The following is a 25401-nucleotide window of genomic DNA, read 5'->3' on the forward strand; positions in this document are numbered from 1 at the left end:
AGTACATGCAAGCAATGCCTGGACGTCCCGCGCCTCCCCCACCGGCAGCGGCGCGGCAAACTTTGACGAAAAGCAACAAGCCGAAATTTGCCCGCGCTCGCAGGCGTCCCCGCGCCCCCCGGTGGACTTCTGTTACCTCGCTACCTCGACTCTACCTGCGTGGATGGCGCGGACAGCAGGCTAGGGAGGAAATCGAAAAACAGCGTGCCTGGATAGTTACCGTTATCGCCTGCGTGATCGCAGCCATTGCTCGCCTAGTGCGTCTGGGCACTACCCACAAGCTAATTTTTGATGAAACCTACTATGTGAAGGATGCCTATTCCCTGTGGCGTTTTGGTTATGAAACTAACTGGCCCAAGGGAACGGACGCTAAGTTCGCGGCCGGTGATTTTGCAGCGGCGGTAGCCGATCCGGCATTCGTAGTCCATCCTCCCCTGGGTAAATGGATTATCGGGCTGGGAATGAAGATTTTTGGCTGGTCAAGTCCCTTCGGTTGGCGCATCGCTACCGCTATTTGCGGGATTATTTTGGTCTACCTGACCTGCCGTCTGGCTTGGGCGTTATTTAACTCTTGGATCCTCACCGGGATTGCCGGGATGTTTATCGCCACCGATGGGGTGGCAATTTCGCTGTCACGCGTAGGATTACTGGATGGAGTTTTAGCGGTATTTTGCCTAGCAGGGGTACTTTGCGTGGTTTATGACCAGCTGCAAGTACGCCAGCGGCTAGCTCGGCAGCTGCTGGGACCAAAGCTGGGCAATGATCTGGCGGGGATGCGTTGGTGGCTGGTAGCCGCGGGGGTCTGGTTAGGCTGTGCCTGCGCGGTGAAATGGTCCGGACTTTACCTGCTGGCAGTGTGCGGGATTTTCGTATTCTTGCGGGATCTAACTCTGAGGCTTTCGGCGCTGCGGATATCTCCCCACTCTCTCAGTAAGCAATATCCCGGCATTAAGGGTAAGCAACGCGCCTGGTTAGGAGCGATTGTACGCGGAGGATTGCCCGCCTTTGCGCAACTGGTATTGGTGGCCTTCGCGGTGTATTTGCTGAACTGGTGGAACTGGTTCACCCACCCTGGTGCCTGGGGTCACGGGAAAACAGCGGCTGCTGCCGAGCATTCTTCCTGGCTAGACCCGATTTCTGATTACGTCACCTATATGAGTGAAGTAATGACCTTCCATACCGGGGTAACCAGTAAGCACCCTTACCAGTCTTATCCTTGGCAATGGCTAATCAATCAGCGCCCTACCTCGATGCTGTTTGAAAAGCCCCATGGCGATAATGGGGATTTCACGGTAGAAGCCATGTCTTCGCTGGGTAACCCGATGTTGTGGTGGGTGGGAGTTATCGCCCTGGCAGTGATTATTTACTGTACTGTGGTGCGCCGTGACTGGCGGGCGGGAGTGATCCTAGTTGGCTACCTAGGGCTCTGGGCGCCCTGGCTGTTCTACTGGTACCGCACCATTTTCATGTTTTATATGGTGGTGTTAACACCTTTCCTGGCCTTAGCGGTTACCTATCTGATCGGGCTGTTACTAGGGCTATTGCGACCTCTTCCCCAGCCCCTGCTAGCTTGCCGAGACCAGCTGGTTGCCCCGCCGCAGCGTACGCCTGATATCGCGGTTTCAATGGGGATTGCCCTGGTAATCGTGATTTTAATGGTCGCGGTATTCTTCTATCCGGTAGTGAGCGGCATGCCGATTCCCTATTCTCACTGGGGTTGGCGGATGTGGTTTAGCTCCTGGATTTAGGGATCCGCTCTTCCTCCTTTAGAGAGGTGAGAAGGAAACAGAGCTAGGGCAAAAGCGAGAGAGCGATGCCGTCTAAAATATCGGTTTCGGAGGTCAAAATTTCTTTTAAGCCACTGCCGTCTGCTTCGATTTCCCCGTTAATCCGGTCAATAATCCGCGACCACACCAGCGCCCCTGCTCCGATAACATCTGCCCGCCCGGTGGGCATGTAGCCGAGGGCGGCACGCACAGATACCGGCTGATTCATCATCCAGTTACAAGAACGCAGCATGTGCGCGGGGGTGATCCGCGAGCCGTGAATTTTTTCGGGTTCGTAGTCTTTTAAACCGAGGGCGTGGGCGGTGATAGTAGTGACGGTTCCGGCCACCCCAATCAAGGTACGCGCCCGCTCTAAGCCGAGTTTCTTATCGGCCTCGTCAATCAGTTTATCAATCGCGAAAGAAGCTTTTATCAGGGCTTTTGCGATCCCGGGAGTCTGGCGGGGATCTAAAGAACCGTCCCCGCTGTTAGCGTTGGCAATCACCGGTGCCAGGTAGCGTTCAAAAATCCGCACCGAGCCCATATTGGTAGAAATGGCGTCTATTACCCTCCCGCGCTGTCCTAAAACGAACTCGGTGGAGCCTCCGCCGATATCGACTACCAGTACCGGTTCGTCCTCGTCGCGAAACGAGGAAGTAGCGCCGGAAAACGATAGGGCGGCTTCTTCCTCTCCTGAGATTACTTCGGGGGTTACCCCGAGGCGTTCCTGGATGCCGCTGAAAAATTCGTCCCGATTTCCCGCGTCCCGGCTGGCAGAGGTGGCAACGAAACGGATTTTATCCACCCCATATTTATCGATTATCTGTGCATATTCGTCTACTGCCGCAAAGCAGCGCTCCAGAGCCGCCGGAGAGAATTGTCCAGTTTTATCGATGCCCTCTCCCAGACGCACAATCCGCATTTCCCGCGTGCGCACGTTTAGAGGTTCTCCCGATGCTTCCCGGTCAGCAATGATTAAACGAATCGAGTTGGTGCCACAATCAATACCTGCAACTAAAGCCATATCCCTATTTTTCCACGGAATCAGGATTGGTAACTAATAGGAGCGCATACGCCTAGGCGCAAAGAACTCCAGGAAGGTAAAGGATTATTCGCAGTAGCAGTGCTGGTTATCCCAGAGCCCCCTGGCTGCCAGGTCGGCTAGCGCTAAATCCCCGATGGGATTAACTCCTTTACCGGCGGCAAGGGCGTGTCCGGCGAGGGCGTGTAAACATTTGACCCGCTCGGGCATTCCTCCGGCACTAACTCCCGCAATTTCGGGTACCTCTCCGATTCCAATCTGTTGCCCAACGTGTCCGCGCGCCGCAATATAAGCTAGGTGGGCGCGCCGATAGCCTGCCGCTACTTCCTGATCTTCGGACAGTAATTGCTGATAATCAGCCATTTTCCCAGAAGCTTCCACCGTAGACAGGGCGCGTACCAAAGAAGGCAGAGTCAAATAAAAAGTGGTGGGAAACGGCGAGCCATCCTCTAGGCGCGGGGCAGTGGCCACCACTGCCGGAGCTCCACAGACGCAGCGCGCGGCTACCCCTACTACCCCGCGGGGAATCCTCCCCAACTGTAAAGATAGGGTCTCCAGGTCGGCGGGGGTGGCTTCGTTAAGTTCAAAAGTCACTTCTTTTTCGCCTTTTCTTGTTGAGGGGTGGCTCCCGGTGCCGGTTCCGGGCGGGTTTGTGTAGAAGCATCCGTACTTCCCCTATGCCTGCCTGCCATTTTAACCGAATGGGTGACTTCCAAATACCAAGGACGCTCCGGGAGTTTTTCCAGGCGGGCTTCGCGGCGTGCCTGATAGTCCTTACCGGGATCGACTACCGCATAGCGGGTTTCCCCCGGTTTTACGTAACCGAGGCGCTCACGCGCCTGCTGGGTTAAATAGTCGGTGTTATTCCACAGCTCTAGTTCACGGTGTAGATCCCGGTTTTCTTGTTTAGCCGCCACCAGTTGCGCATGCACCTTGTTACGTTGTTCCAGCTGGCTTACCAGGTCAAACAAGGGAGCGCCCACCAGTAGCAAAAAGATGGAGGCTACCACCAGGATAGTGCCTACGGTTACCGAAAACCGCGAACCTACTTTTACCCGCCGGTTAGCCGCCTTGAGCACCGGGGAACGTCCCCGATTACGCCGCGCGGTGCGCACCAAAGGAGAAACCGACCGGAAAGCAGACCCTTGCTTCCGGGTATTCTCTCTTTGCACGCTCTTAGGCGGTTGTGGCGACTTCACGGCTCTATTATTCCATCTCTTAGGTAGTCCGGCGTGTTCCCAAGCCGAGCAGGCCTGCAATATGAGGGGGGGCGAGGAGAACCAGGTTCTCCTCGCCCCCGATGACTTATCGCACCAATGCGGCTATAAGGTGATACCGCGACTGGTTAGATTTAAGCCTTAAAACGCGGGAAGGCGCTACGCCCAGCGTAAACAGCGGCTTCACCAAGTTCATCCTCGATGCGAAGCAGCTGGTTGTACTTAGCTACCCGCTCGCTGCGCGCCGGGGCACCGGTCTTGATCTGACCAGAGTTGGTGGCTACCGCCAGGTCAGCGATAGTTACATCTTCGGTTTCCCCACTGCGGTGAGAAGTCATGGTCTTGTAACCGGCGCGGTGAGCATCCTCTACCGCCTGCAAGGTTTCGGTCAGGCTGCCAATCTGGTTTACCTTTACCAGGAGAGCATTAGCGATACCCTCTTTAATACCGCGAGCCAAGCGCTCGGGGTTGGTTACGAACAGGTCGTCGCCCACCAGCTGAACTTTGTCACCGATATGGGCAGTCAGAGCCTTCCAGGCATCCCATTCGTCCTCAGACAGAGGATCCTCAATGGATACAATCGGGTACTTGGCGACTAGTTCGTCATAGTACTTCACCATGTAATCGGTATCGCGGGCTTCACCCTCGAAGTTGTACTTACCGTCTGCGAAGAACTCGGTGGACGCCACGTCCAGTGCCAGCGCTACGTCCTTGCCCGGCTCGTATCCAGCCTTCTTAATGGCCTCGCAGATCAGATCCAGGGCCTCTGCGTTCGAATCCAGGTTGGGGGCGAAACCACCCTCGTCACCTAGGCCGGTGGACAGACCGCGGTCTTTAATAACCCCTTTCAAGGTGTGGTACACCTCGGCACCCATCCGCAGCGCTTCGGCGAAGGTTTCCGCACCGATGGGGGCAATCATGAACTCTTGAATATCCACGTTGGAATCCGCGTGGGAACCACCGTTCAAAATGTTCATCATGGGAACCGGTAGCACATGCGCATTCGGTCCGCCCAGGTACTTAAACAGCGACATATCGGAATCTTCCGCTGCCGCGTGGGCTACCGCGAGGGAAACACCCAAAATCGCGTTGGCGCCCAGTTTGCCCTTGTTCGGGGTACCGTCCAGACGCATCATAATGTCGTCAATCCGGCGCTGATCGCAGGCATCCTCACCGATCAATTCGGGGGCGATATCGTCAATAACTGCCTGCACGGCATCCTGTACGCCTTTACCTTGGTAGCGACCCTTGTCGCCGTCACGGCGTTCTACCGCTTCAAAAGCACCGGTGGAAGCCCCCGAGGGAACCGCGGCGCGGCTAGAGGCGCCCGAATCCAGTAGGACTTCAACTTCCACAGTGGGGTTTCCGCGAGAATCAAGAATCTCACGGGCATTAATAGCAACGATTAGTGACACGGTCATGCTCCTTATCGATTATGTTGATGACTTAGTTACAGTCTACTGGAAGCAAAGTCAGTCGGCAGGTTGCAAAAGTCCCTTTCCATGCGGAAAGAAAGAAACTATTTACTTAGCCGGCTGTGAACCTTGCTGCATTTGAGTCTGCAGCGCTTGCTCCACCTTGGCAAATCCCTGCAGTTTCACTCCCGGACCCAGATCAGGTTCTAAGACCTGCACTCCGGTTGCCGACGCCAACACCTGAGTTAAGAGGGGATTGGTTTTCAATCCCGCTGCCTGTTTGGAATCCTGTTTTTGAGCAGCCAGGAGTTTTGGCTGAATGCGCTGCGTTAAATCCGGAGACAACTTCCCCTGTTCTCGATCGCGAGATAGCTTCTGCAGTCGCCAGAAATCTAGAGCGTCGGTAGAAAAATTTGCATTCCGCACGCCTGTTTCCTTAGCTCCCTGAACTAACCAGCGCTTAATATCAGCATCGGTATATCCGGGCTGGTTTCGCAGTTCTTCCCGAGCAACCTTCATGGATGCTGCCCAAGAGGCGAGGTATTGGGACGGTATTTCTCCGCGCTCTAATGAGTCCCAAACAGCTTGAGGATAGACTCCGGTTCCCAACTGATTTTGTACTTCTGTCCGCATTTGCCGCATATAGCTTGCCCGCTGATCATCAGTGGGGGTAGCCGCATTAATCTCGGCTGCCACTTTTTCGACCGGGAAACTATCTTTCGCCTTTTCAGCGTGAGAACATCCGCTAAGCCCCACCCCTAGTAGGGCGGTGCCGGCACAAATACCAATAACTCGAAGCGCTTTGTTATTCATAAGACTGTCTTTCTGAAGCTAATAGCTAGGGTTAGCTTATCAAGAGGGCGCGGTCAGCTCTATTTTTGTGCGTCCGTTTTTACTTTTCCAAAGGGAGTAAGTACATTTTGCAGCAATTGCGCTACCCACTGTGCCAACGATTCGTCATGCAGAGCACCTTGTCCCAGTTTTTCTCCCTTAGGAGCCGGCACCAAGATTTGGCGCACCGCCGGTTTAATCACCGTTCCCGGATGCAGCCGCTTGATCCGCAACATTTGGGAATCTGCCAAACTAATCGGGGAAAAGCGTACAAACCTTCCTTGCGCCACGATTTCTTTGATACCCAGGGCCCGTGCTTTCATCCGTAGCTTCGCCACTGTGAACAGTAACTCCACATTTGCCGGTGGCACCCCGTAGCGGTCAGTCATTTCCTCCCGCACCGCCTCCATCTCGGTTTCTTTGCGCACGCTGGAGAGCTTTTGGTACATCTCTAGGCGCAACCGCTCTGAATCCATATATTCGGGGGGAATATGGGCATCGATTGGCAGTTCAATCCGAACCTCGCTATCTTCTTCTTCCGCTTCCCCGCCCTCTTTAAAACCGCGCACCGCCTCGGAGACCATCCGGATATACAGGTCAAACCCAACCCCGGCGATATGGCCGGACTGTTGCCCACCCAGCAAGTTTCCCGCTCCCCGAATCTCCAGGTCTTTTTGCGCGACTGCTGTACCTGCCCCTAAATCGGTATTAGCGGCAATGGTTTGCAGGCGTTCTTGCGCGGTTTCGGTTAGCGGTTTATCGCCTGGATAGAAGAAGTAAGCGTAGGCGCGTTCCCGCCCGCGCCCTACTCGTCCTCGTAACTGGTGTAGCTGCGAGAGTCCCATCCGATGCGCCCCGGAAACTATCAGGGTGTTGGCGTTGGAAATATCTAGCCCTGTCTCGACGATAGTGGTACAAACTAGCACGTCAGCCTGGTGATTCCAGAAATCGACCATTACTTGTTCCAGTTGCTTTTCGTGCATTTTTCCGTGCGCTACCGCGATCCGGGCTTCTGGAACCAGTTCGGAAAGATGCGCCGCTACCCGGTCGATGGATTCTACCCGGTTGTGCACATAGAACACCTGCCCATCACGCAGTAATTCCCGTCGGATCGCCGCTTTCACCTGTTTATCCTGGTAAGCGCCAACAAAAGTCAGTACCGGGTGGCGTTCTTCGGGGGGAGTCGACAAAGTGGATAGTTCCCGAATCCCGGTAACTGCCATTTCCAGGGTGCGGGGAATCGGGGTAGCCGACATAGACAGCACATCCACATTGGTACGCAGGGCTTTTAGGGTTTCTTTGTGTTCCACCCCAAAACGTTGCTCTTCGTCGATTATCACCAGCCCCAAGTTCTTAAACCCGACTTCTCCGGTAATCAAACTATGGGTTCCGATCACCAAATCTATTTCGCCACCGCGTAGCTGGTCTTTGAGTTCTCGCGTCTGGGCCGGGGTGGAAAAACGCGACAGTTGCCCGATTTTTACCGGGAAGGGCGCGAACCGGTCAGAGAAGGTCTCAAAATGTTGTTTCACTAGCAGCGTGGTTGGCACCAGCAGTGCCACTTGGAATCCTTCTTGGATAGCTTTAAAGGCCGCGCGTACCGCCACCTCGGTTTTCCCGAACCCTACATCTCCGCTGAGCAGACGATCCATGGGGGCAGGTTTTTCCATATCTGCCTTGACCTCATCGATCGTGGCTAACTGATCGGGAGTCTCCTGGTATTCAAACGCATCCTCAAGTTCCTTTTGCCAGGGAGTGTCGGGACCGAAAGCGTGCCCTTTGGTGGCCTGCCGCGCCGCATAAAGGCGGATTAGTTCCGCCGCGATTTCCCGGGTGGCTTTGCGAGCGCGGTTCTTAGTCTTGGCCCAATCCGCTCCCCCCATCTTGTTTAGCTGCGGGGTATCCGAGCCAGCATAACGGGACACCAGATCCAAAGAGTCGGTGGGCACGTAGAGCCGGTCACCAGCTTGTCCCCGCCGCGAAGGGGCATATTCCAATACTAAATATTCCCGGGTAACTGCGTCTTGACCTTTACCGATAGTGCGTTTGGTCATCTGCACAAAGCGCCCCACCCCGTGCTGGGAGTGCACCACATAGTCCCCGGGTTTTAGAGCAAGAGGATCGACGATGGTTTTCCCACGTCGACTAGCCAATTTGCGGGGAGCTTGTGCCAGACGCGGAGAGCGGCCAGTCAGGTCTGCCTCCGCCAATACCAACAGCCGGGAGGCTTTCAGGGCAAAACCAGCACCGATTTTGCCGGCGGTAACCAACACACTTCCCTTCTCGATATCCGAAGACGCCGCGAGGGTTGGTACCGCGCACGCAGGCAGGCCGGCCTCGGAAAGATTAGCGGCAAACCTGCTGGCCAAGCCGCGTCCCGAACAAGAGACAATCACCTGCCAACCGGCGTTTAGATATTGACTTAAGTCTTTAACTGCCTGGTCGATATGACCGCGGTATCCTTTGGTCGCCCGTGCTTGCAGACTGCTTTGACCGTGGTAAACATAAGTGGGTCGGGTAGTTTCGCTCAGCCCATTTTCTTCTTCGCCACCGCTTAATTCTTCCGTGAGATTTCCGGTCGCAGTGGACGGTTCCTCCTCATTTTCGGCAGCCAAAATATCCGCACTAGGTAGACCAGTTAGTTCCCACCAGCCAAGACCATTATCGAGAGCCTCTTGATTAAAATCATTGAGACTTTGGAGGGCGCGGGCGGCTTGGATGGGGATTTTTCCGCCTCCAGCAGCCGCTTGCCAAGCAGCCTGTTCAAACTCGTGGGAGGTTTCCAGTAAATCTGCGGCGCGGCGGGCTACTTTCCCCGGTTCGTCAATCACGATGGTGGTGTCCCCTGGCAGCAAGGAAACCACGCTTTGTAGTCCCGGCGCCAACACCGGGGCTAAAGATTCCATCCCCTGCACCGCAATCCCCTGGCTGATCAGTTCTAACATATCGGCCACTCCTGGCAAGGAGGGTTGCAGCTCGCTGGCCCGCTGCTTCACCTGGTCGGTTAAGAGCAGCTCGCGGCAGGCCGGCGCCCAGATTCCGGCGGGACTTTTTTCCAAACTTCGCTGATCAGAAAGGGAAAAATAGTTTACTTCCTCTAAGGTGTCGCCAAAGAAATCTAGGCGTTGCGGGTGGGATTCCCCGGGAACAAATACGTCAACAATTCCTCCCCGCACTGCAAATTGTCCCCGCGTGGATACCAAATCGGTTTTCTCGTATCCCAGGTCTAGTAGGCGCGTAGCTAATTTATCGAGAGGATAATCCTCGCCCTCGAGAATTTTTAGGGGTTCAATTTCAGTTAAACCGAATACTACCGGCTGTAATAGCGCCCTAATAGGCGCTACTAGAATAGAAATATCCTGCCCGGGACCGCTTTTTTCCGGATGAGTTAGGCGACGCAAGGCGGCGATTCGCTGCGCCATGGTGTCGGCGCGGGGAGACAGCCGTTCATGCGGCAGGGTTTCCCAGGAAGGGAAGCGGGCAACTCGGGGCAAATATCCGGCCAGTTCCGCCTCTACCTGTTCAGCCGAACGCCCCGAGGCGGTTACGTACAGGATTAGACCGCGCCGCGGGGTATTGGCGCCTTCAGTTTTCGCGGTTACTTCCATCTTTGCAGATGGGGAAGCTAGCGGGGAAAACTTTCCGCTACTGACAGCGGTTTGCGCCGCGGCTGCCACTAGAGCTGGCCTTACCCCGGCAGGACAGTACAGGGACTGGACGTTAGCGGGGTGGGAAAAGAACTTTTTAGCTGCCGGCTCGCTAGCTACTTTTTCTACTACGGCTTGCAAACTCATCGTGTCTATCCTAGATGAGTCAGGAGTCTAGTTCACTTTCGACTGCTTGCTAGGGCAGGATCAGGTACGAGGGCGCGCCCTCGTTTTAACAAAATAGCAGAAGCTTAGGAAGTGTAAACGTCGAAGTGGTTACCCCGGGTGCCACGGTCATAGACCTTGCCTGGCGCGCCAAACGGAGTGTTAATCACCGTACCTTTGGGGGCGTCGTTCGCGAGCACAATGTATCCGTTCGCATCGGCTACGAATCCGTCGGCATTGACATGGCGACCGGGGATCCGCAATCCCCCACCGGGTAGTACCTTTTGGGAATAGTAAGTGAATTTATAGCCGCTCCAGTTGACTACTCCCGCCCGGCGTAGCGCCGGTAAAGAATACTGGGCGGTTGAGGAGGACGCACCCGCTGCGACCGCCGAATTCCCGGAAGGAGCTCCGGGGGCAGTTTCCACAGTTACTGTCTCGGGCGTTACTTTGGCGTTAACGACCTGTAGTCCCAAGTCGCCCTCGGCTTGTAGAGCAGGGTTAGTAGCGGAAATGGTTTCCGCCGTCATTTCTGGTTGCGGTTGCCCGGCGGGCAGGGAAGAAGAATGTAGAGCTACTGCTCCCGAGGTGCCGACTGCGGCTGCGATTACCGCAGTGGCTAATCCGGCCTGCCAGAGCAGATGGCGGAATGGTTTCTTTCCTTGGCAATGACGTCCCACGATTTTCCCATTCAGTCGACACAATAACCTGCCTGTGTTCAACCAGGCGAAAATCAGTCTAAACCAATATGCAATCGTTTCGCTACCAAATCGTTACATTCGTAGCCGTTACCACAGTTTTTGCAGGAAAGTGTGGTGCCCCGACCTTTGGTCGGGGCACCACACTTAGTGTCAGATTTAAAATCCGTTATTTTTCCCGTTAAACCTGGGAGCTCATTTTAGCGATCATCATTAAGAACTCGGCATTGGAGTTAGTGTTCTTCAGTTTAGAAAGCACAAACTCGGTAGCCTGCTGCGGCTCCAAGGCGCTAAGCATCCGCCGCAGCTTCCAGGTAACCTGCAGTTCTTCCTTATTCAGCAGCAGCTCTTCCCGGCGAGTACCCGAAGCATTCACATCGACTGCCGGGAACAGGCGCTTATCAGCCAACTGCCGCGACAGGCGCAGCTCCATATTGCCGGTGCCTTTGAATTCTTCGAAAATAACTTCATCCATCTTGGAGTTAGTTTCCACCAGCGCGGTGGCCAGGATAGTTAGCGAACCGCCGTTCTCCACGTTGCGCGCCGCCCCAAAGAATTTCTTGGGCGGGTACAGTGCCGAAGCGTCCACGCCACCGGAAAGGATCCGTCCCGAGGCCGGAGCCGCCAAGTTATAGGCACGCCCTAAGCGGGTAATCGAATCCAGTAGCACCACCACGTCTTGACCTAACTCTACCAGGCGCTTTGCCCGTTCAATGGCCAGTTCGGCAACTGAGGCATGGTCGGAAGCTGGCCGGTCAAAGGTAGAAGCAATAACCTCTCCCTTCACCGTGCGCTGCATATCGGTGACCTCTTCGGGACGTTCATCTACCAGCACCACCATCAGGTGGCACTCCGGATTATTAGTAGTAATCGCATTGGCGATCTGCTGCAAAATAATGGTTTTACCGGCTTTAGGCGGAGAAACAATCAACCCCCGCTGACCCTTACCGATGGGGGCAATCAAATCGATTATCCGCTGGGTAATATTCTTGGGGGTGTTCTCTAAGCGCAGTTGCTCGTTGGGATACAGCGGCACCAAATCTTTGAACTGAGTCCGCGCCCGCGCGTCCTCGATACTCATTCCATTCACGGTATCTAGTCGCACCAGGGCGTTGTATTTTTGCCGGCGATTATTTTCGCCCTCTTTGGGAGGACGCACTGCCCCCTGCACCGCATCCCCAGAACGCAGTCCCCAACGACGTACCTGGCCGAGGGTGACATATACATCATTGGGGCCAGCTATATAACCCGAGGTACGGACAAAAGCATGATTGCTTTGCACATCCAGAACCCCGGCGATCGGCAAGAGTTCTTCCCCGTTTTCTTCGGAGGTTTCCTCGTCATTATTGTCGTTTTTACCCCGACCGCGATTATCATTCCAGTTGTCATCGCGGCGGCGATTCCGATCCCGCCGGCGGTTGCGCCGTCCGCGGCCGCGCCCTTCCCCGCGATCTTCATCTTCTGCGCTAGGCAAGGCAATCTCATCGACAGAATGCGGGGTCTCCCCCTTATTCTTCCGCCCCTTATTTTGATTATCTTTCTTGCTGGCGTGCTCGGCTAAATCTTGTTTCAGCTGCTCCTTCGCATCTTTTTTAGCATCTGATTCTTGGCGAACTGCAGCGTGATGTTGTCCATTGTGTCCGCGCGTATCCGCTGTCCGCTTGGGCGAGCCCTTTTGCTTGGTAGTAGCCTTCCCAGCATCCTCAGCGACATCACTGATGGGTTGGGCGGAGCGAGCCTGACTAATCATTTCGACCAGCTCATTCTTCCGCAGTCGGGAAATCCCTCGCAACTGCATTTTTGTAGCTAGAGCTTTTAGCTCATCCAGCTTCATAGTGCGCAGATCGTTAGCATTCTCGTTTGTGCTCACAAACTTTCCTTTTGAATGTAGGTTGACGCAGATGCGCCTGGATATTAAGAATCGAGAAAAATAGGCCTCGATTTTGAAGGCCGGAACTGAGCATTCCTGGCGGTAAACCCGCTAGGTGCTTTCGCCTTCGTGAGATTAGCTTACCAGGATTTTCGACCGGTCGGAAACTGGCGTTTAGTGAACCTGGCCATGCCAGTTAACTAGTGCTGCCCCTTTAATCTGCGGCTAGCGCGTTATAGTTCTCGCACCCCGCGGGTATCCAACTCTAAGGTACGAACCTTCCAACCCACTTTTTCGGCCTGGGCTTTAACCTGATCCCCCACGTTAGTCAGTGCCAGCACGCATGGTCCCGCTCCGGAAATAACTGCCGGCAATTGTTGCGCCCGTAACCAATACATCAAATCCAAAGAAGCCGGCATGGCGGCTCTCCGATAGTTTTGATGCAAATAATCCGTGGTGGCGGCCATTAATAGTTCGGGATGATCTTGCAAGGCACTCACCAAAAGTGCCGCGTTAGCCACATTGCGGGCAGCATCAGCGTGAGGCACCTGTTCAGGCAGTAACGCCCGCGCCTGCGAAGTATCTAACTCGAAATCCGGGATAAATACCGTGGGGTATAGGTCGTATTGATTTTCGATTTTCACTGCCCAAGTCTGCGGAAAATCTGCGTTCAGGACCGGCTGGTCAGTTTCTTCCTCCTGATCGTCCTCGCCTTCTTGCCCCATTTCAATAAAAGGCGAAGTCAGTTCCTTGGTGGTGGCCGCTTCTTCACTGGAAGTACCATGGATTCCCGCCAGGGTTATCCCTCCATAGATTGCCGGCGCCAGGTTATCGGGGTGTCCTTCCAGATAGGTAGCAATACGTAGCATGGTGTCGTTATCGAGAGCCTGCGGGTCGGAAATAATCGCTCGCACAATGGCCAGCCCACTAACGATCGCGGAGGCCGAAGACCCCAGGCCTCGTGATTGGGGAATCTGATTTTCTTGCCACAGACTGATCCCCACTTGGGATGCTCCAACCGCATCTAGCCCCAAGCGGATAGCTCGTACTACTAGATGCTTTTCGTCCTCGGGCAGCCGGTCTTTCCCTTCCCCGCGCACATGCACCTGGGTTTTCCCGACCGTAGCCCGGAAACGTACTCGATCGTGCAGAGAAACCGCTAGCCCCATACAATCGTATCCCGGCCCCAGATTAGCCGAAGTAGCAGGAACTTTTACTTCCGCTTCGTCCTTTACGATTCGCATCTTGCTCAGTTCCCGTTATTTCAGATCGAGGGCGCTGAGGGCGGCCTCCAAGGTGGGCTCAATTACTTGCGGGGTAATATCGCGATCCCCTAAAGCAGTCGCGGTATCTTTCAGACCATTACCAGTCACCGTACACACAATCGTGGCCTCCCCTGGGACTTTACCCTGGCTAGCGGCCTGCAAAAGTCCCGCTACCGAGGCCGCCGAGGCGGGCTCTACGAAGATTCCAGTGCTGGCCGCGAGTCGCGCTTGTGCCGCCAAAATAGCTTCATCAGTCACCGCGGTGATGAAACCGTGGGAGTCATCCCGGGCTGCCGAGGCATAATCCCAAGAGGCGGGATTGCCAATCCGAATCGCAGTCGCCACGGTTTCCGGGTTCGAAATCGGGTGTCCGGCTACGAAGGGAGCTGCCCCTTTGGCCTGGATCCCCCACATTTGCGGTACCTTGCTGGCGCGCGTATCCCCTAGTTTAGTTTCTTTTTCTAAAGAGGCGGCGGTGCGCCTACCAGCGTATTCGTTATATCCCATCCAGTAGGCGGAGATATTTCCGGCGTTTCCTACGGGCAGTACGTGAATATCGGGGGCATCCCCCAGGAAATCAACGATTTCAAAGGCCGCAGTCTTTTGCCCCTGCAAGCGGTAGGGGTTAATCGAGTTAACCAGGGCTACCGGATAGCTTTCGGTGAGCTGGCGAGTAATCGTCAGGCACTGGTCAAAGTTGCCATCCACTGCCACTAACCGCGCCCCATGCACAATCGCTTGCGCCAGTTTACCGGCGGCAATCTTCCCGGCAGGCAGGATTACCGCACATTCCAAGCCGGCTTTCGACGAATAGGCAGCGGCAGACGCCGAAGTGTTGCCGGTAGAGGCACAGGCCACCATCTTTTGTCCGCTAGAGACCACCTTGGTAATCGCCATGGTCATCCCGCGGTCTTTAAAAGAGCCGGTGGGGTTCACGCCTTCGACTTTGATATAGACTTTCGCCCCTACCTCGCTGGACAGATCCTCCGAATAAATCAGCGGAGTGCCGCCCTCCTGTAAAGTAACGATTTCTTCTTCATCACCTACGGGGAGCCAATCGCGGTATTCGTTGATTATTCCCTGCCACAGATGCGCCATGTTTTAGCCCTCCATACTGATTACTTGGATTACTCGGCCCACCGGCTCCGCGGCAGCCAAATCTTTTACTGTCAAGTCTATGGCGTCCGCCCGTGCCCAAGCAGTCGCTAGCGATACCTCCGCTTTAGCAGACTCACTGTCATTGCGCTGGCGCACCTGCTCAATCGAGATCCCCCGACGAGCAAAAATCCCGGCTACCTCAGCTAACACCCCGGTAGCGTCCTCTACCTCTAGGCGAATACTGTACTTAGAACGCACCTGGCCGGCCAGCATTTGCGGCAAATCAGCGTAGGCGGATTCACGCGGGGCACTCCCTCCGGATACCAGGTGGAAGGCAGCGGCCACCACGTCCGAGAGCACTGCGGAGGCGGTTTGTACCCCGCCGGCGCCTTGGCCGTAGAACATCAATCTGCCCGCGGCCTCGGCATCAATCACAATCGCGTTAAAGGCTCCCGCGATGCTAGCGAGCGGATTTTCTGGTTTCACCAATACTGGCTCTACCCGGCAGGATACGCATTCGCGTCCTTGTTCATCTTGCGCGAGCTGGGCAATCGCCAGCAGTTTGATAGTGCGTCCTGATTCTTTGGCGTCGGCAATATCGTCCGCGGTGATCTGGCGGATCCCTTTGACTGCTACCTGGTCGAGGGAAACTCGAGTGTGGAAAGCCAGCTGCGCCAGCAAGGCGCATTTGGCGGCGGCATCTAGGCCATCAATATCGGCAGTGGGATCCGCTTCGGCATATCCCAGTTCTTGCGCAGTAGACAGCGCCTGCTCGAAGGACCAACCTTTCTTTTCCATCTGGTCGAGCATGTAGTTGGTGGTGCCATTAACAATGCCCTGTACCACCTGCACGCGATCCCCGGCCAGGGATTCGCGCAGGCCATAGACTACCGGGATGGCGCCTGCCACCGCAGCCTCGTAATAAAGGTCGGCTTCCCGCTGGCGAGACAGGTCAAAAAGTTCCGGGCCGTGTTGCGCGAGTAGGGCTTTATTACCGGTTACCACGGATTTTCCGGCCTCCAAGGCGCGGGTAATGTAAGTGCGCGCCGGCTCGATACCCCCGATTAGTTCAATTACCAGGTCGGCTTGGTCAATCAAGGGCTCCGCCTGATCGGTAAGCAGGTCGCGGCTAATAAAATCGGGGCGGGGGGCAGCCAGATTATTTACACAAATACCGATAATCTCCAGGCTGGCTCCACACCGTGCCTGGTAATCGGCGGCGCGTTCTTGCAGGAGACGAACCACTTGCGCCCCTACGGTTCCGCACCCGAGAACCGCTATTTTCACCGCTTGCTTCATTTTCACCCTCTTTTCAACGCTTTCGTCCGGGCATTTTTACCTGCCGGGCTTTCTACTCTAGCGGGTATTAATGGCAGAGCGCTCCCCGGATTTATCACTGAGATAAGCCGACCGCTCCGATATCTAGTCGTAGCAGGTCATCTACAGTTTCTCGCGCAACGATATACCGTGGGGATGCCTTGCGACTGAGCCCCACCACGCCGGGACGGGGCACCAGATTATAGTTCGAGGCCATCGCCCGCCCGTAGGCACCGGTAGCGGGAATTACTAGCAAATCACCAGCACGGATATCGGCAGGCAGGGCAATCTCGGGCACTAAAATATCTCCGGATTCGCAATGCATTCCCACTACCCGGCAGCTGGCCGCCGGCGCATCCGAAACCCGCGATGCCAAAGTGGCCACATATCCCGCGTCATAGAGGGCGGGGCGAATATTGTCGCTCATACCCCCATCTACGCTCACGTATTTGCGGATGCTACCGTCCTCTAGCTGCACGTCTTTGACCGTTCCCACCTGGTACAGGCTGACGCATACCGGACCGGCCAGCCAGCGTCCCGGTTCAATCGAAATATGGGGTATATCGGTGCCTGCCTGCTCGCAGGCTTTCTTTACCGAGGCCGCCAGAGAGCGCGCATATTCGCTGGCGGTTGGCACTTCCTCCCCTTGATAGGAGATTGCTAAGCCGCCACCCAGGTCAACTTCCGGGACCGCCTCGCCAAGACGCTGCACCTGGGCGCGGAACGCCAGCAGCCTTTCCGCCGCTACCTGGAAGGACGCTAAATCTTTGATTTGGGAGCCGATATGGGAGTGCAGTCCCACCAGCTTTAGATTGGGGGCAGCAATAATCTTTTCGACCGCTTCGAGGGCGGCTCCGGAAGCCAGGGAGAGGCCGAATTTTTGGTCTTCGTGGGCGGTAGCAATAAAGCTGTGTCCCCCGGCGTGCACTCCGGTGGTTACCCGCACCATCACCGGAGCAGTGGTATTTTCACTCTCGCTCAGGGACTGCAAGAGGTCGATTTCATTCAGGGAATCTACGATGATCCGTCCAATCCCGCTGCGTAGTGCCAGGCGTAGGCATTCGCGGGATTTATTGTTCCCGTGCAGCCCGATTTTCTGAGGGTCAGCTCCCATCGCGGGGTTGAGCGCGACTGTAAGTTCTCCCAGGCTGGCGGTGTCAATCCCCATTCCCGCCTTGGTGATAGCTTCCCCTAAAGCGGTACACAGGAAGGCCTTGCCCGCATAGTAGACATTGGCGCCGGAAAATCCGTAACCTTCCCAAAACTCTTCCGCCATCGCGCTAGCAATAGTTTTGGCGCGAGCAGCGAAATCATCCAGGTCAAATAGGTAGGAGGGGGTGCCGAAACGCTGAGCCAGCTCAGTTACTTTTTGTCCGGCAAAAGACAGTTGCCCATCTTCCTCTCGCTTGGCTCCCCCGGGCCACAGCACGGGATTTTCCGCAGGTTCGGGACAAGTAAGCATCGGCAACCTCTCAAGTAGCTAGGTATCTTCCCTTAAAGTATCGCCAAGCCGATAAAAGCTTGCAAAACCTTTCCCGCAGGCTGGATAGTATCGAGAACGTGTAAAACTGCTTTACATATCAGAGCGCACTGATTTCTTGTTAGAGCAGGCGCAGGTGGACGATCTCACGAACAGCACCAAATGTGCGATTCTAACTGCTGGGCTTGGTCTCGTCTGACATAAATTACGGCAATGATATTGACTTCCTTAGTATCATCATTGACCCAAAAGTAAATGTAATAATTTTTCACCCGAATTTTGCGGAAACCCATATCACGCCAAGGCTTCTCTTCGATTAGTTTCACCCGATAGGGCATAAATGACAGCGTGGATATTTCTTTTTGCAACAGTTCCAATAGTTTTTTCGCGATTTCAGGCTCTCGCAGGTCTACAGCAATATAGTCCCTAATGAGCCTTAGGTGTTGTCGCGCCTGTGCGGTAAAGCGGATTGCATACTGATCCATCACAGATTTTTGCCCAAATCGTCGAATACTTCGTCAATACCGTAGGAGTCACCTGATAGAGCTTGGGAGTACCCCGCGCTCATCAGGGCGTTAAACTTTTTCTCGTCCAGAGCATCACGAGATGGGAGCTCACTAGGGATAGTAAGGGGAAAAGGAATCCCATTGTGCATGATGATTTGCCGATAAAACATATCAATCGCGGTCGCGCGAGAAACCCCCATAGTATCCAAGATTTCTTCTGCCTTAGCCTTCACATTTTCCTGGATACGAACATTCACACTTGCGGTTTTCACAGTAACTATTCCCCTCTTTGCCTACGCAACCAATATAAGCGTATGTATCGCACATAACAACACTTACGCAAAAATAGAGTCTCACCCCAGAGAGTTAGGTAGCTCTGGCGGAAATAACTATTCCAAACACCCGTGTTACGGTTCTAAAAGATTTCGAGTCAGGCTTTATGCTTTCGCAACTTGCCAGGCTACGGGGTATTCCGCAAAGTTTTTTCGTTACCGCAGGCAGGGTATTTAGCTATTTTTGGAGGGCGAATCCGGCTTTGCCAGGTGCAGATCTACTGCCACTAGCCGCCGTTTATAGGCACGGCGCAGCGAGTTACGCAGAGGCAGCGAGCCCGCCAATACGACCGCCAGAATCGCCCAGGCAGTGGCAATCACTACCCAGAGCCCTGCCCGAGCCCCGCCCGCATCTACCACATTGCCCCCAATCCAAGCACCTGCCGAAATCCCCAGGGTGAAGAAGGTGTTCAGCCAAGCCATCCCCTCAGTGAAACGAGATGCAGGAACCAGATTCGCTAAAATATTGGTCGCATTGGTCATAGTAGGTGCATAGGTGGCGCCAGTGAGGGCCAGACAAATCCCTAATATCCACGCATTCGACGCGAAGAAAAAGGTGGAAAATCCAACAGCCATCAAGACAATTCCCCCTACAAACAGGCGTAATGCCGAGATTCCCCATTCCCTGGCTCCATAGATTATTGCCGCCGAAAAGGAAGTTACCCCAAACATGGCCAACAGGATACCGGCAATTTGTGGCAAACCAATTTCCCGACAATAGGCCACTACGGATAAATCTAGGGCGCCAAAAGTGAGGCCACAAAGCAGGAAGATTGTCCCCAGCACCACCATCGCAGTCGATTTCAGTAGGGGTTTTGCTTCCTCAGGAGAAAAATCAGCTTTACCACGGGGGGTGGGTTCAGTTTTCCTCTGGGACAAGAACCAGAAACCCCCGATTCCCGAGGTGAGCAAACAGGCAACGATCCCCGCTGCCGGGTGTACTACCGTGGCCAGCACAGTAGCGATAATGGGACCGAAAATAAAGATTACTTCATCGAGAGCGGCCTCAAAAGCATAGGCAGTGTTCAATTTGCGGGAACCAGCTAAAAGATGAGTCCAACGAGCCCTAACGAAGGCCCCAAAAGATCCAGTAGTAGCCCCCGACAAAGCTGCAATTAAATATAGCGTCCACCGGGGCGCATGATACAAGGTCGCCACGGTTAATGCCGCAAGTAAAACCAGCGAAGCTGCCACCAAGGGACGCAGAATTTTTGCTTGCCCATGCCGATCTACCAGCTGCGCTTGAATAGGCGAGGCCGCCGCCATGGTAATTACCACCACCGCATTTACCTGCCCCGCCAAGGAATATTCCCCGTAGAGGGTAGAAATCATTAGCAGGGTAGAAAGACCCGCCATCGCCATCGGGAAACGCGCAATCGCCCCCGCGATAGAAAAACTAAGCGCCCCGGGATAAGCAAAAATTTCACGATAGGACTTGAACACATCTCTAAGCCTAACCGGTTGACTACGTTCTATCCCAGCTGCCCGGCTAGACTGAGGCTATGGGTTTGTCGAATAATCGTTTTTGGCGCCGCGGTTGCACTACGGCCTTGGTCGCAGCGATTATCGGCATAGCCATTGTGGGGTTCATCGGACACCCAGTGTTTGCCAGCCGCATATTTTCACTGATGCTGCTGCTACTGGGGGTCTACCGGTTACTTGATCGCTCCCCAAACGCCTGGTGCGCAGTACGTTCCTGGTGGATTGATTGCCTTACCCTGTTTATCCTCTCCATAGCGCTGTTTATCCTGGCACCCTACGGCGGCATTATTATGCCGACTGGGATTTAAGCCAATGACCCCATCGGGTCCCAGGCAGGCAGCACTATCGGCGCGTCCTCGGATTCGATAACCTCTCGGTATTGTTTGGGAAGCCGGTCACGATGCACCGCGATTTCAAAAACATACTCATCGAACCAAGAATCATTCATAGTGTAAAAACCCTCATCAGCACGGCCTTCGCACCCCCAAGAGTTTTCTACCCGCCAACGGCGTGGAGCACCATCCAATATATCTACCCCCACGAACAACATGGCGTGGGTCATTAGAGATTCGTGGGAGAGTAGACGCTCTTCCTTGTCCATCCCGAACTCCACCCCATAAACCGCTTCGTAGTCATAGAGATTCTTGTCCCACAGCGACAGCTCCCGGTCAGCCTGCTGCTCGGTATCGCAACCGAACCACACCGGTTTGCCCGCCTGCAACACGGTTGCCGCACAATCTTTCATCACTTGCATAGGTACATTCAAATACCGCACCGGGGCAGCTCCCAGCACATTGCCCAGGCGATCGACAGTGTAGGTCTTTCCGTACGGGTTGGCTTCCCGCGGATCATTAACCAAGCAAACATAATTGCGCAGATCATTAACGATATATTTATCCGCAAACTGTTGAGGAGTCACCTCCCCTAGACGCTCAAACTTATTGTCTTTATCGTTGTACTGCCATACGAATTTTTCAGGTGGAGTCCCTAGGTGAATATTGAGAATCCGGTGGACTCCTTTGAGCAGTCCCGCCTTTACTTCCCCAACGGTTTTGGGACTATTTTGCGCGGCTTTCCGCAGCGTCAGCGCCCCTTCCCGTAGGTAACGTTCCAGAATCCGATCCATTTTCTTTGAGTTGGAGGAGGATTCGGTTTCTGGCATGGCCCACTTAGGAACCACCCCATATTTATCGACTAGCGCCACGAACATATTCCACTGGCCGCCGTCCCCAATCGGATCGGACAGCAGATGGGCAACCGTGCGGTCATCCAGGTCGCGATCGGCCAGCTCAATCTGGGATTCAAAGAAATAGTTCGCTTTTTCTAGTTTGTCCCAATAGAACAGGTAAGCCTGGGAAAACTCGAAGTTCTCGACATTTAGTCGCTTAATCATGGAGGAACGCAGCAGATTCAGTCCGGCGAATAGCCAGCACCGGCCTGATTTCTTTTGGTTTGCCACTGGCCACGCATCAAGTTTGTGGGACATGGAGCGATCTGCATACGCGACCACTTGGTGATTTTGTGCTACCTGATCAATATCGGAGTTGGTCACCGCGTTTTGCATTAACTGTCCGCGAGTATCCGTACTGAACTCTTTACGCAGCTCCGATAGTATTTCCGGGGTTAATGTTGCTTCGCGTTCGCTCACTGTTCCTCCTAGATTTGGGCAGAGACTCGCCATTTTTGCAGGCGAAAACTATCCCGGATAACTACCCCGGTTTTGGGAAGCTACCGCAGTTTCGCCGCTTTCTTCTTTGTTTCCAAAATATCGCATCGTTCCCACTTAGTTAATTTGGGGCATTTGGCTCACTGCTGGCTACGCGGATCCACCAGGTTGAAATTAAAACTTTTGCGACGAGGACGCAGCCTGGTCCTGCCAGCAGCTATCGTGGCTGCCGGAAACTTTTCCAGTGCAACCCCTACTGGTTTTCCGCTAACTCTGCGAGCATTTCCTCTACCTGTTTAATCCAGATTCGTCCGGAAATATCCGAGGGCATCCGCAGGTCACCGCGGGGACTGAGACCAAATCCCGCAGTTATTCCCGGCCCGCCGGGCACGCAAGTCCGTTTGAACTGGGAGGTAAAGAAGCGGCGCAAGAACTCTCGTAGCCAGCGCAAAATAGTTTCCAGATCGTACTGGTGACGATCCGCTTCCGGTAGGTCGGCTGGCCACCGCCCCTTTTGCTTATCTGCCCATGCCTGGTACGCCAGGTAGGCAATATCGCGGGGTTCGCGCCCTAATAGCAGATGGTAGAGGAAGAACTCGTGCAGTTCGTAAGGGCCGATGGTGTCCTGGGTGGATTGCAGTTTTTCCCCACCTCCCGGAATCAGCTCCGGAGAGATTTCTTGCGCCAAAATATCTTTTAGCACTTTAGTGCAAGCCTCACCGAACAGATTTTGCCGGCATACCCAACGAATCATGTATTGCAGCATGGTTTTGGGGATTCCCGGGTTAACCGAATAATGCGACATATGGTCGCCCACCCCATAGGTGCACCACCCTAAAGCCGCTTCAGACAGATCGCCGGTTCCAATCACCAATCCGCCCTGATGGTTAGCTATCCGGAACAGGTAATCGGCGCGCAACCCCGCCTGTACGTTTTCGAAAGTCACGTCATATTGGGCGGCACCTGCGGCGAAGGGATGTCCCATATCGGCGAGCATTTGCCGGGCAGCCGGGCGAATATCAATTTCTTCGCACTTAATCCCTAGAGATTCACAAAGTTTATAGGCGTGAGATTTAGTTCCTTCTGAAGTCGCAAAACCGGGCAAAGTATAGGCCAAAATCTGGGATTTATCGAGGCCGAGCCGGGTGGCCACCTCGCTACACACCAAGAGTGCCTGGGTAGAATCTAGGCCTCCGGATACTCCCAAAACCATCTTGGGGTTACCGACTGCCTGCAAACGTTTTTGCAGGCCGTAAACCTGAATCTGGAATGCCTGCTGGCAGGCACGGTCAATTCCTGCCTGGTCGGCGGGCAGGAAAGGGAACCTCGCCGGAGCGGGGCACAGCGCAGCCTGCGGATCCTGCAATATGTCGGCATTGGAAACATTTGCCCAGGGGTCAAAGGAGATAGCTGCTCCGGCAGCTCCCACTCCGAGGCGAATCTTCACTTCCCATGGCTTGTCGGGTTGCCCAGCCCCGGCATCCGCGAAACTGCTTTCGCGCCGCCGGCGATTGGCGAGGGCGGTTAAATCAATATCGGCCAGGGCAATCTGGGTTTCACTGGGGAACGGATCGGTTCCCGCTAGCTTAGAGCCATCCTGGTAAATAAAGGTTCGTCCTTCCCAGGCAGCATCGGAGGAGGACTCTCCATTGCCGGCTGCCGCGTGTGCATAGGCGCAGATTCCGCGCCGGGATGTGGCGCCCGCCAGCAGTTGTTGCTGCTCACCGCTCTCCAAAGTTGCAGGATAAGCCGCCGGATTGGCAATTAAGCTTGCCCCTTGCAAGGCAAGAGACAGCGCCAGAGAACGTGCCGCAACGGCGTCGCTGCCAACTTCCGCCCCAACTGTTAGGCCAGCCACGTCCTCAACCTGGATAACCCCGTTCCCAATGGGAGCCTCGCTGGCTCCTGGAATCTGGGGTGCGAACCAACTCGCATCTGCAGAAAGGTGCGCACCGGAAGCAAAGTAACGTTTTTCATAAGCCGCACTAGCAGGAAAAACTTTCGGAGTCAGGGCAATAACTTTCCCGCGTGCCAAAAACACCGCACAATTGTAGATTTGACCTGCTATCCGCAGCGGGGCGCCTACCACGATTAGCTCGGCGCAATCGGAAGTGGCTTTGGCCAGCAGTTCTATTCCTTTTTCCACACTCTTTAGCAGACGCTCAGAAAACACCAGGTCATCGAGGGTATAACCGGAAATACTCATCTCCGGAAAAACCGCTACACAGGCACCTTGGCGGGCAGCTTGTCGCGCCGCTGCCGCGATTTCCGGTACGTTTCGATCCGGCTGGCCGGGATGGCTGGGAATAGTAATAGCGGCGACCCGGGCGAAACCGTGCGCATAGGGGCTAGAAAAAGTCATGTTCATATTATTGCACCCGCCTTCGCTAGCGTCTGCCTCCCTAAATGTAATCAGCGTCTAATTAGAGGGCGCTGATTTAGTAAGCGCCGGGGTAAATGTGTAGAATCATTGAAGTCCAGCCCCGATAGCTCAGTGGATAGAGCGTTCGCCTCCGGAGCGAAAGGCCGCAGGTTCGAATCCTGTTCGGGGCACCAAATGTTTTCCTGCGAAATTATTCCCCTATCTGCTGATTGTCTCCCCGCACTAGACACTCACCAAAAACGCGCCGCTAAATTATCTAGCAGAAAATGCACTTTTGTTAGAGAGAACCGAGTGCTCGCGCATTAGCTGGCGTTTTCCCATAGAGTTGAAGAAGCCCGGAAACTGTTAGACTTCCCCTCTGGCAGGTGTCCCCTACAAGGAGCCACAATGCGTAAGTTCGCTTTTTTGGATTTAGACGGAACCATAATCGACCACAACCAAGTGATCAGCCCTAGGGTAAAGGAAGCTATCACCACCGCCACTGCGAACGGGCACAAAGTATTTATCGCCACTGGACGCTCCTATCCGGAGCTTTATCCCTCCCTATTTTCCCTGCCCTTTTCCGGCCTGATTACCGCCAACGGCGCGTACGTAGAATTGGGAGACCAGGTACTGACCGATCATTCGATTGACCAGGCTGGCATCGCCGAGTGGACGGATTATTTCCGCCGCGCCGGCGCCACCTGGATTTGGCAAGGTAAAGACCATTTTTACCCCTCCGAAAATTTTCTGGATTTTTTCCGCCTCTCCGGAAAATCTAACCGTGCCGCCACCGGTGATTGGGCGGCCTACCTCGAACAGATCACGCCTTACCTAGCCAAAGGCATCCCCACTTCTGCCGGCAAATGCATGTTCTATCTCTCCCCCGAAGCACCCTCTAGCTTCGAAGAAGCCCACCGGCTATTCGGGGATCGCTATATGGTTATCCCCGGATCAGTTGCTGTGCGCGTAGGCGAAGTGGTGGAACTGGGGGTAAAAGGGGTCAATAAAGGTACCGCGGTGCGTGAAGTCCTCAAGTATTTTGGAGGAGACCGGGCTCAGGCAGTCGCGATCGGCGACTCCATCAACGACTATGAAATGGTACGGGAGGCGGGCATCGGAGTCTGCCTGGCGGGTGGAGCGGAAAAGCTCCGCAAGATTGCAGACTGGATTGCTCCCCCAATTGAAGAGGACGGGGTGGCGGCCGCCTTTAAGCGTTTCGGTTTACTGGATCCCGCTTAG

At 54.7% G+C, this 25401-nt stretch carries 20 protein-coding genes and 1 tRNA gene; 4 read left to right on the forward strand and 17 right to left on the reverse strand.

Going from position 1 to position 25401, the window contains the following annotated elements; genetic code table 11:
- Window positions 1–5 precede the first annotated feature (5 nt).
- Window positions 6–1748, forward strand: a complete 1743-nt coding sequence (locus F605_RS09460) for a dolichyl-phosphate-mannose--protein mannosyltransferase (protein WP_162138267.1) — start codon at window positions 6–8, stop codon at window positions 1746–1748.
- 43 nt (window positions 1749–1791) lie between these two features.
- Here the strand turns inward: F605_RS09460 and F605_RS0102640 are convergent, their stop codons facing one another.
- The 15 genes from F605_RS0102640 to F605_RS09475 form a co-directional block, all read right to left on the reverse strand.
- Window positions 1792–2790 (reverse strand): Ppx/GppA phosphatase family protein, encoded by a 999-nt coding sequence (locus F605_RS0102640; RefSeq protein ID WP_022864363.1) that lies wholly within the window; start codon window positions 2788–2790, stop codon window positions 1792–1794.
- An 84-nt stretch (window positions 2791–2874) separates the two neighbouring features.
- Complete coding sequence (locus tag F605_RS0102645; protein WP_022864364.1) at window positions 2875–3402, reverse strand: DUF501 domain-containing protein; 528 nt, start codon at window positions 3400–3402, stop codon at window positions 2875–2877.
- A complete protein-coding gene (locus F605_RS10905) occupies window positions 3399–4007 on the reverse strand; it encodes an FtsB family cell division protein (protein ID WP_162138268.1) in 609 nt (202 codons plus the stop codon). Before F605_RS10905 ends, F605_RS0102645 begins: the two co-directional genes overlap by 4 nt.
- A gap of 152 nt (window positions 4008–4159) precedes the next feature.
- On the reverse strand, window positions 4160–5440 hold the full coding sequence (gene eno, locus F605_RS0102655) for a phosphopyruvate hydratase (RefSeq protein WP_027723533.1): 1281 nt from the start codon (window positions 5438–5440) through the stop codon (window positions 4160–4162).
- 108 nt (window positions 5441–5548) lie between these two features.
- Window positions 5549–6253 carry a hypothetical protein gene (locus F605_RS0102660; protein ID WP_022864367.1) on the reverse strand — a complete coding sequence of 235 codons (705 nt, stop codon included), beginning with the start codon at window positions 6251–6253 and terminating at the stop codon, window positions 5549–5551.
- A 59-nt stretch (window positions 6254–6312) separates the two neighbouring features.
- Entirely contained in the window at window positions 6313–10065 is a 3753-nt protein-coding gene (gene mfd / locus F605_RS0102665; protein WP_022864368.1) for a transcription-repair coupling factor, read from the reverse strand.
- Between the two features lie 104 nt (window positions 10066–10169).
- A complete protein-coding gene (locus tag F605_RS10910; RefSeq protein ID WP_146001690.1) occupies window positions 10170–10787 on the reverse strand; it encodes a hypothetical protein in 618 nt (205 codons plus the stop codon).
- 175 nt (window positions 10788–10962) lie between these two features.
- Window positions 10963–12651, reverse strand: a complete 1689-nt coding sequence (gene rho / locus F605_RS0102675) for a transcription termination factor Rho (protein WP_022864370.1) — start codon at window positions 12649–12651, stop codon at window positions 10963–10965.
- Between the two features lie 233 nt (window positions 12652–12884).
- The gene (gene thrB, locus F605_RS0102680; protein WP_022864371.1) at window positions 12885–13895 is read right to left on the reverse strand and encodes a homoserine kinase; all 1011 of its coding nucleotides are present in this window, start codon (window positions 13893–13895) and stop codon (window positions 12885–12887) included.
- A 15-nt stretch (window positions 13896–13910) separates the two neighbouring features.
- Window positions 13911–15014 (reverse strand): threonine synthase, encoded by a 1104-nt coding sequence (gene thrC / locus F605_RS11395; protein WP_022864372.1) that lies wholly within the window; start codon window positions 15012–15014, stop codon window positions 13911–13913.
- Between the two features lie 3 nt (window positions 15015–15017).
- On the reverse strand, window positions 15018–16313 hold the full coding sequence (locus F605_RS11400; RefSeq protein WP_022864373.1) for a homoserine dehydrogenase: 1296 nt from the start codon (window positions 16311–16313) through the stop codon (window positions 15018–15020).
- A 94-nt stretch (window positions 16314–16407) separates the two neighbouring features.
- A complete protein-coding gene (lysA, locus tag F605_RS0102695; protein WP_022864374.1) occupies window positions 16408–17793 on the reverse strand; it encodes a diaminopimelate decarboxylase in 1386 nt (461 codons plus the stop codon).
- A 164-nt stretch (window positions 17794–17957) separates the two neighbouring features.
- Complete coding sequence (locus F605_RS0102700) at window positions 17958–18296, reverse strand: type II toxin-antitoxin system RelE/ParE family toxin (RefSeq protein ID WP_022864375.1); 339 nt, start codon at window positions 18294–18296, stop codon at window positions 17958–17960.
- On the reverse strand, window positions 18296–18589 hold the full coding sequence (locus F605_RS0102705) for a type II toxin-antitoxin system RelB/DinJ family antitoxin (protein ID WP_022864376.1): 294 nt from the start codon (window positions 18587–18589) through the stop codon (window positions 18296–18298). Before F605_RS0102705 ends, F605_RS0102700 begins: the two co-directional genes overlap by 1 nt.
- A gap of 234 nt (window positions 18590–18823) precedes the next feature.
- Window positions 18824–20092 (reverse strand): MFS transporter, encoded by a 1269-nt coding sequence (locus F605_RS09475; RefSeq protein WP_022864377.1) that lies wholly within the window; start codon window positions 20090–20092, stop codon window positions 18824–18826.
- 65 nt (window positions 20093–20157) lie between these two features.
- On the opposite strand from F605_RS09475, the gene F605_RS0102715 reads away from it, so the two are divergent.
- The gene (locus tag F605_RS0102715) at window positions 20158–20439 is read left to right on the forward strand and encodes a hypothetical protein (protein WP_040765049.1); all 282 of its coding nucleotides are present in this window, start codon (window positions 20158–20160) and stop codon (window positions 20437–20439) included.
- Here F605_RS0102715 and F605_RS0102720 read toward each other — a convergent pair.
- Both F605_RS0102720 and F605_RS0102725 read right to left on the reverse strand, forming a co-directional pair.
- A complete protein-coding gene (locus tag F605_RS0102720) occupies window positions 20436–21779 on the reverse strand; it encodes a C1 family peptidase (RefSeq protein WP_022864379.1) in 1344 nt (447 codons plus the stop codon). The two genes, F605_RS0102715 and F605_RS0102720, sit on opposite strands and share 4 nt — an antisense overlap.
- Before the next feature lie 271 nt (window positions 21780–22050).
- Window positions 22051–24165 (reverse strand): NAD(+) synthase, encoded by a 2115-nt coding sequence (locus F605_RS0102725; protein ID WP_331708246.1) that lies wholly within the window; start codon window positions 24163–24165, stop codon window positions 22051–22053.
- Between the two features lie 112 nt (window positions 24166–24277).
- On the opposite strand from F605_RS0102725, the gene F605_RS0102730 reads away from it, so the two are divergent.
- Window positions 24278–24353: transfer RNA gene (locus tag F605_RS0102730), tRNA-Arg, on the forward strand.
- Window positions 24354–24567: 214 nt separating this feature from the next.
- Window positions 24568–25401: an HAD family hydrolase gene (locus F605_RS0102735; protein WP_022864381.1), complete on the forward strand. Its 834-nt coding sequence runs from the start codon at window positions 24568–24570 to the stop codon at window positions 25399–25401.

The organism is Varibaculum cambriense DSM 15806 (genome assembly GCF_000420065.1).
In the GTDB taxonomy this organism is placed as follows: domain Bacteria; phylum Actinomycetota; class Actinomycetes; order Actinomycetales; family Actinomycetaceae; genus Varibaculum; species Varibaculum cambriense.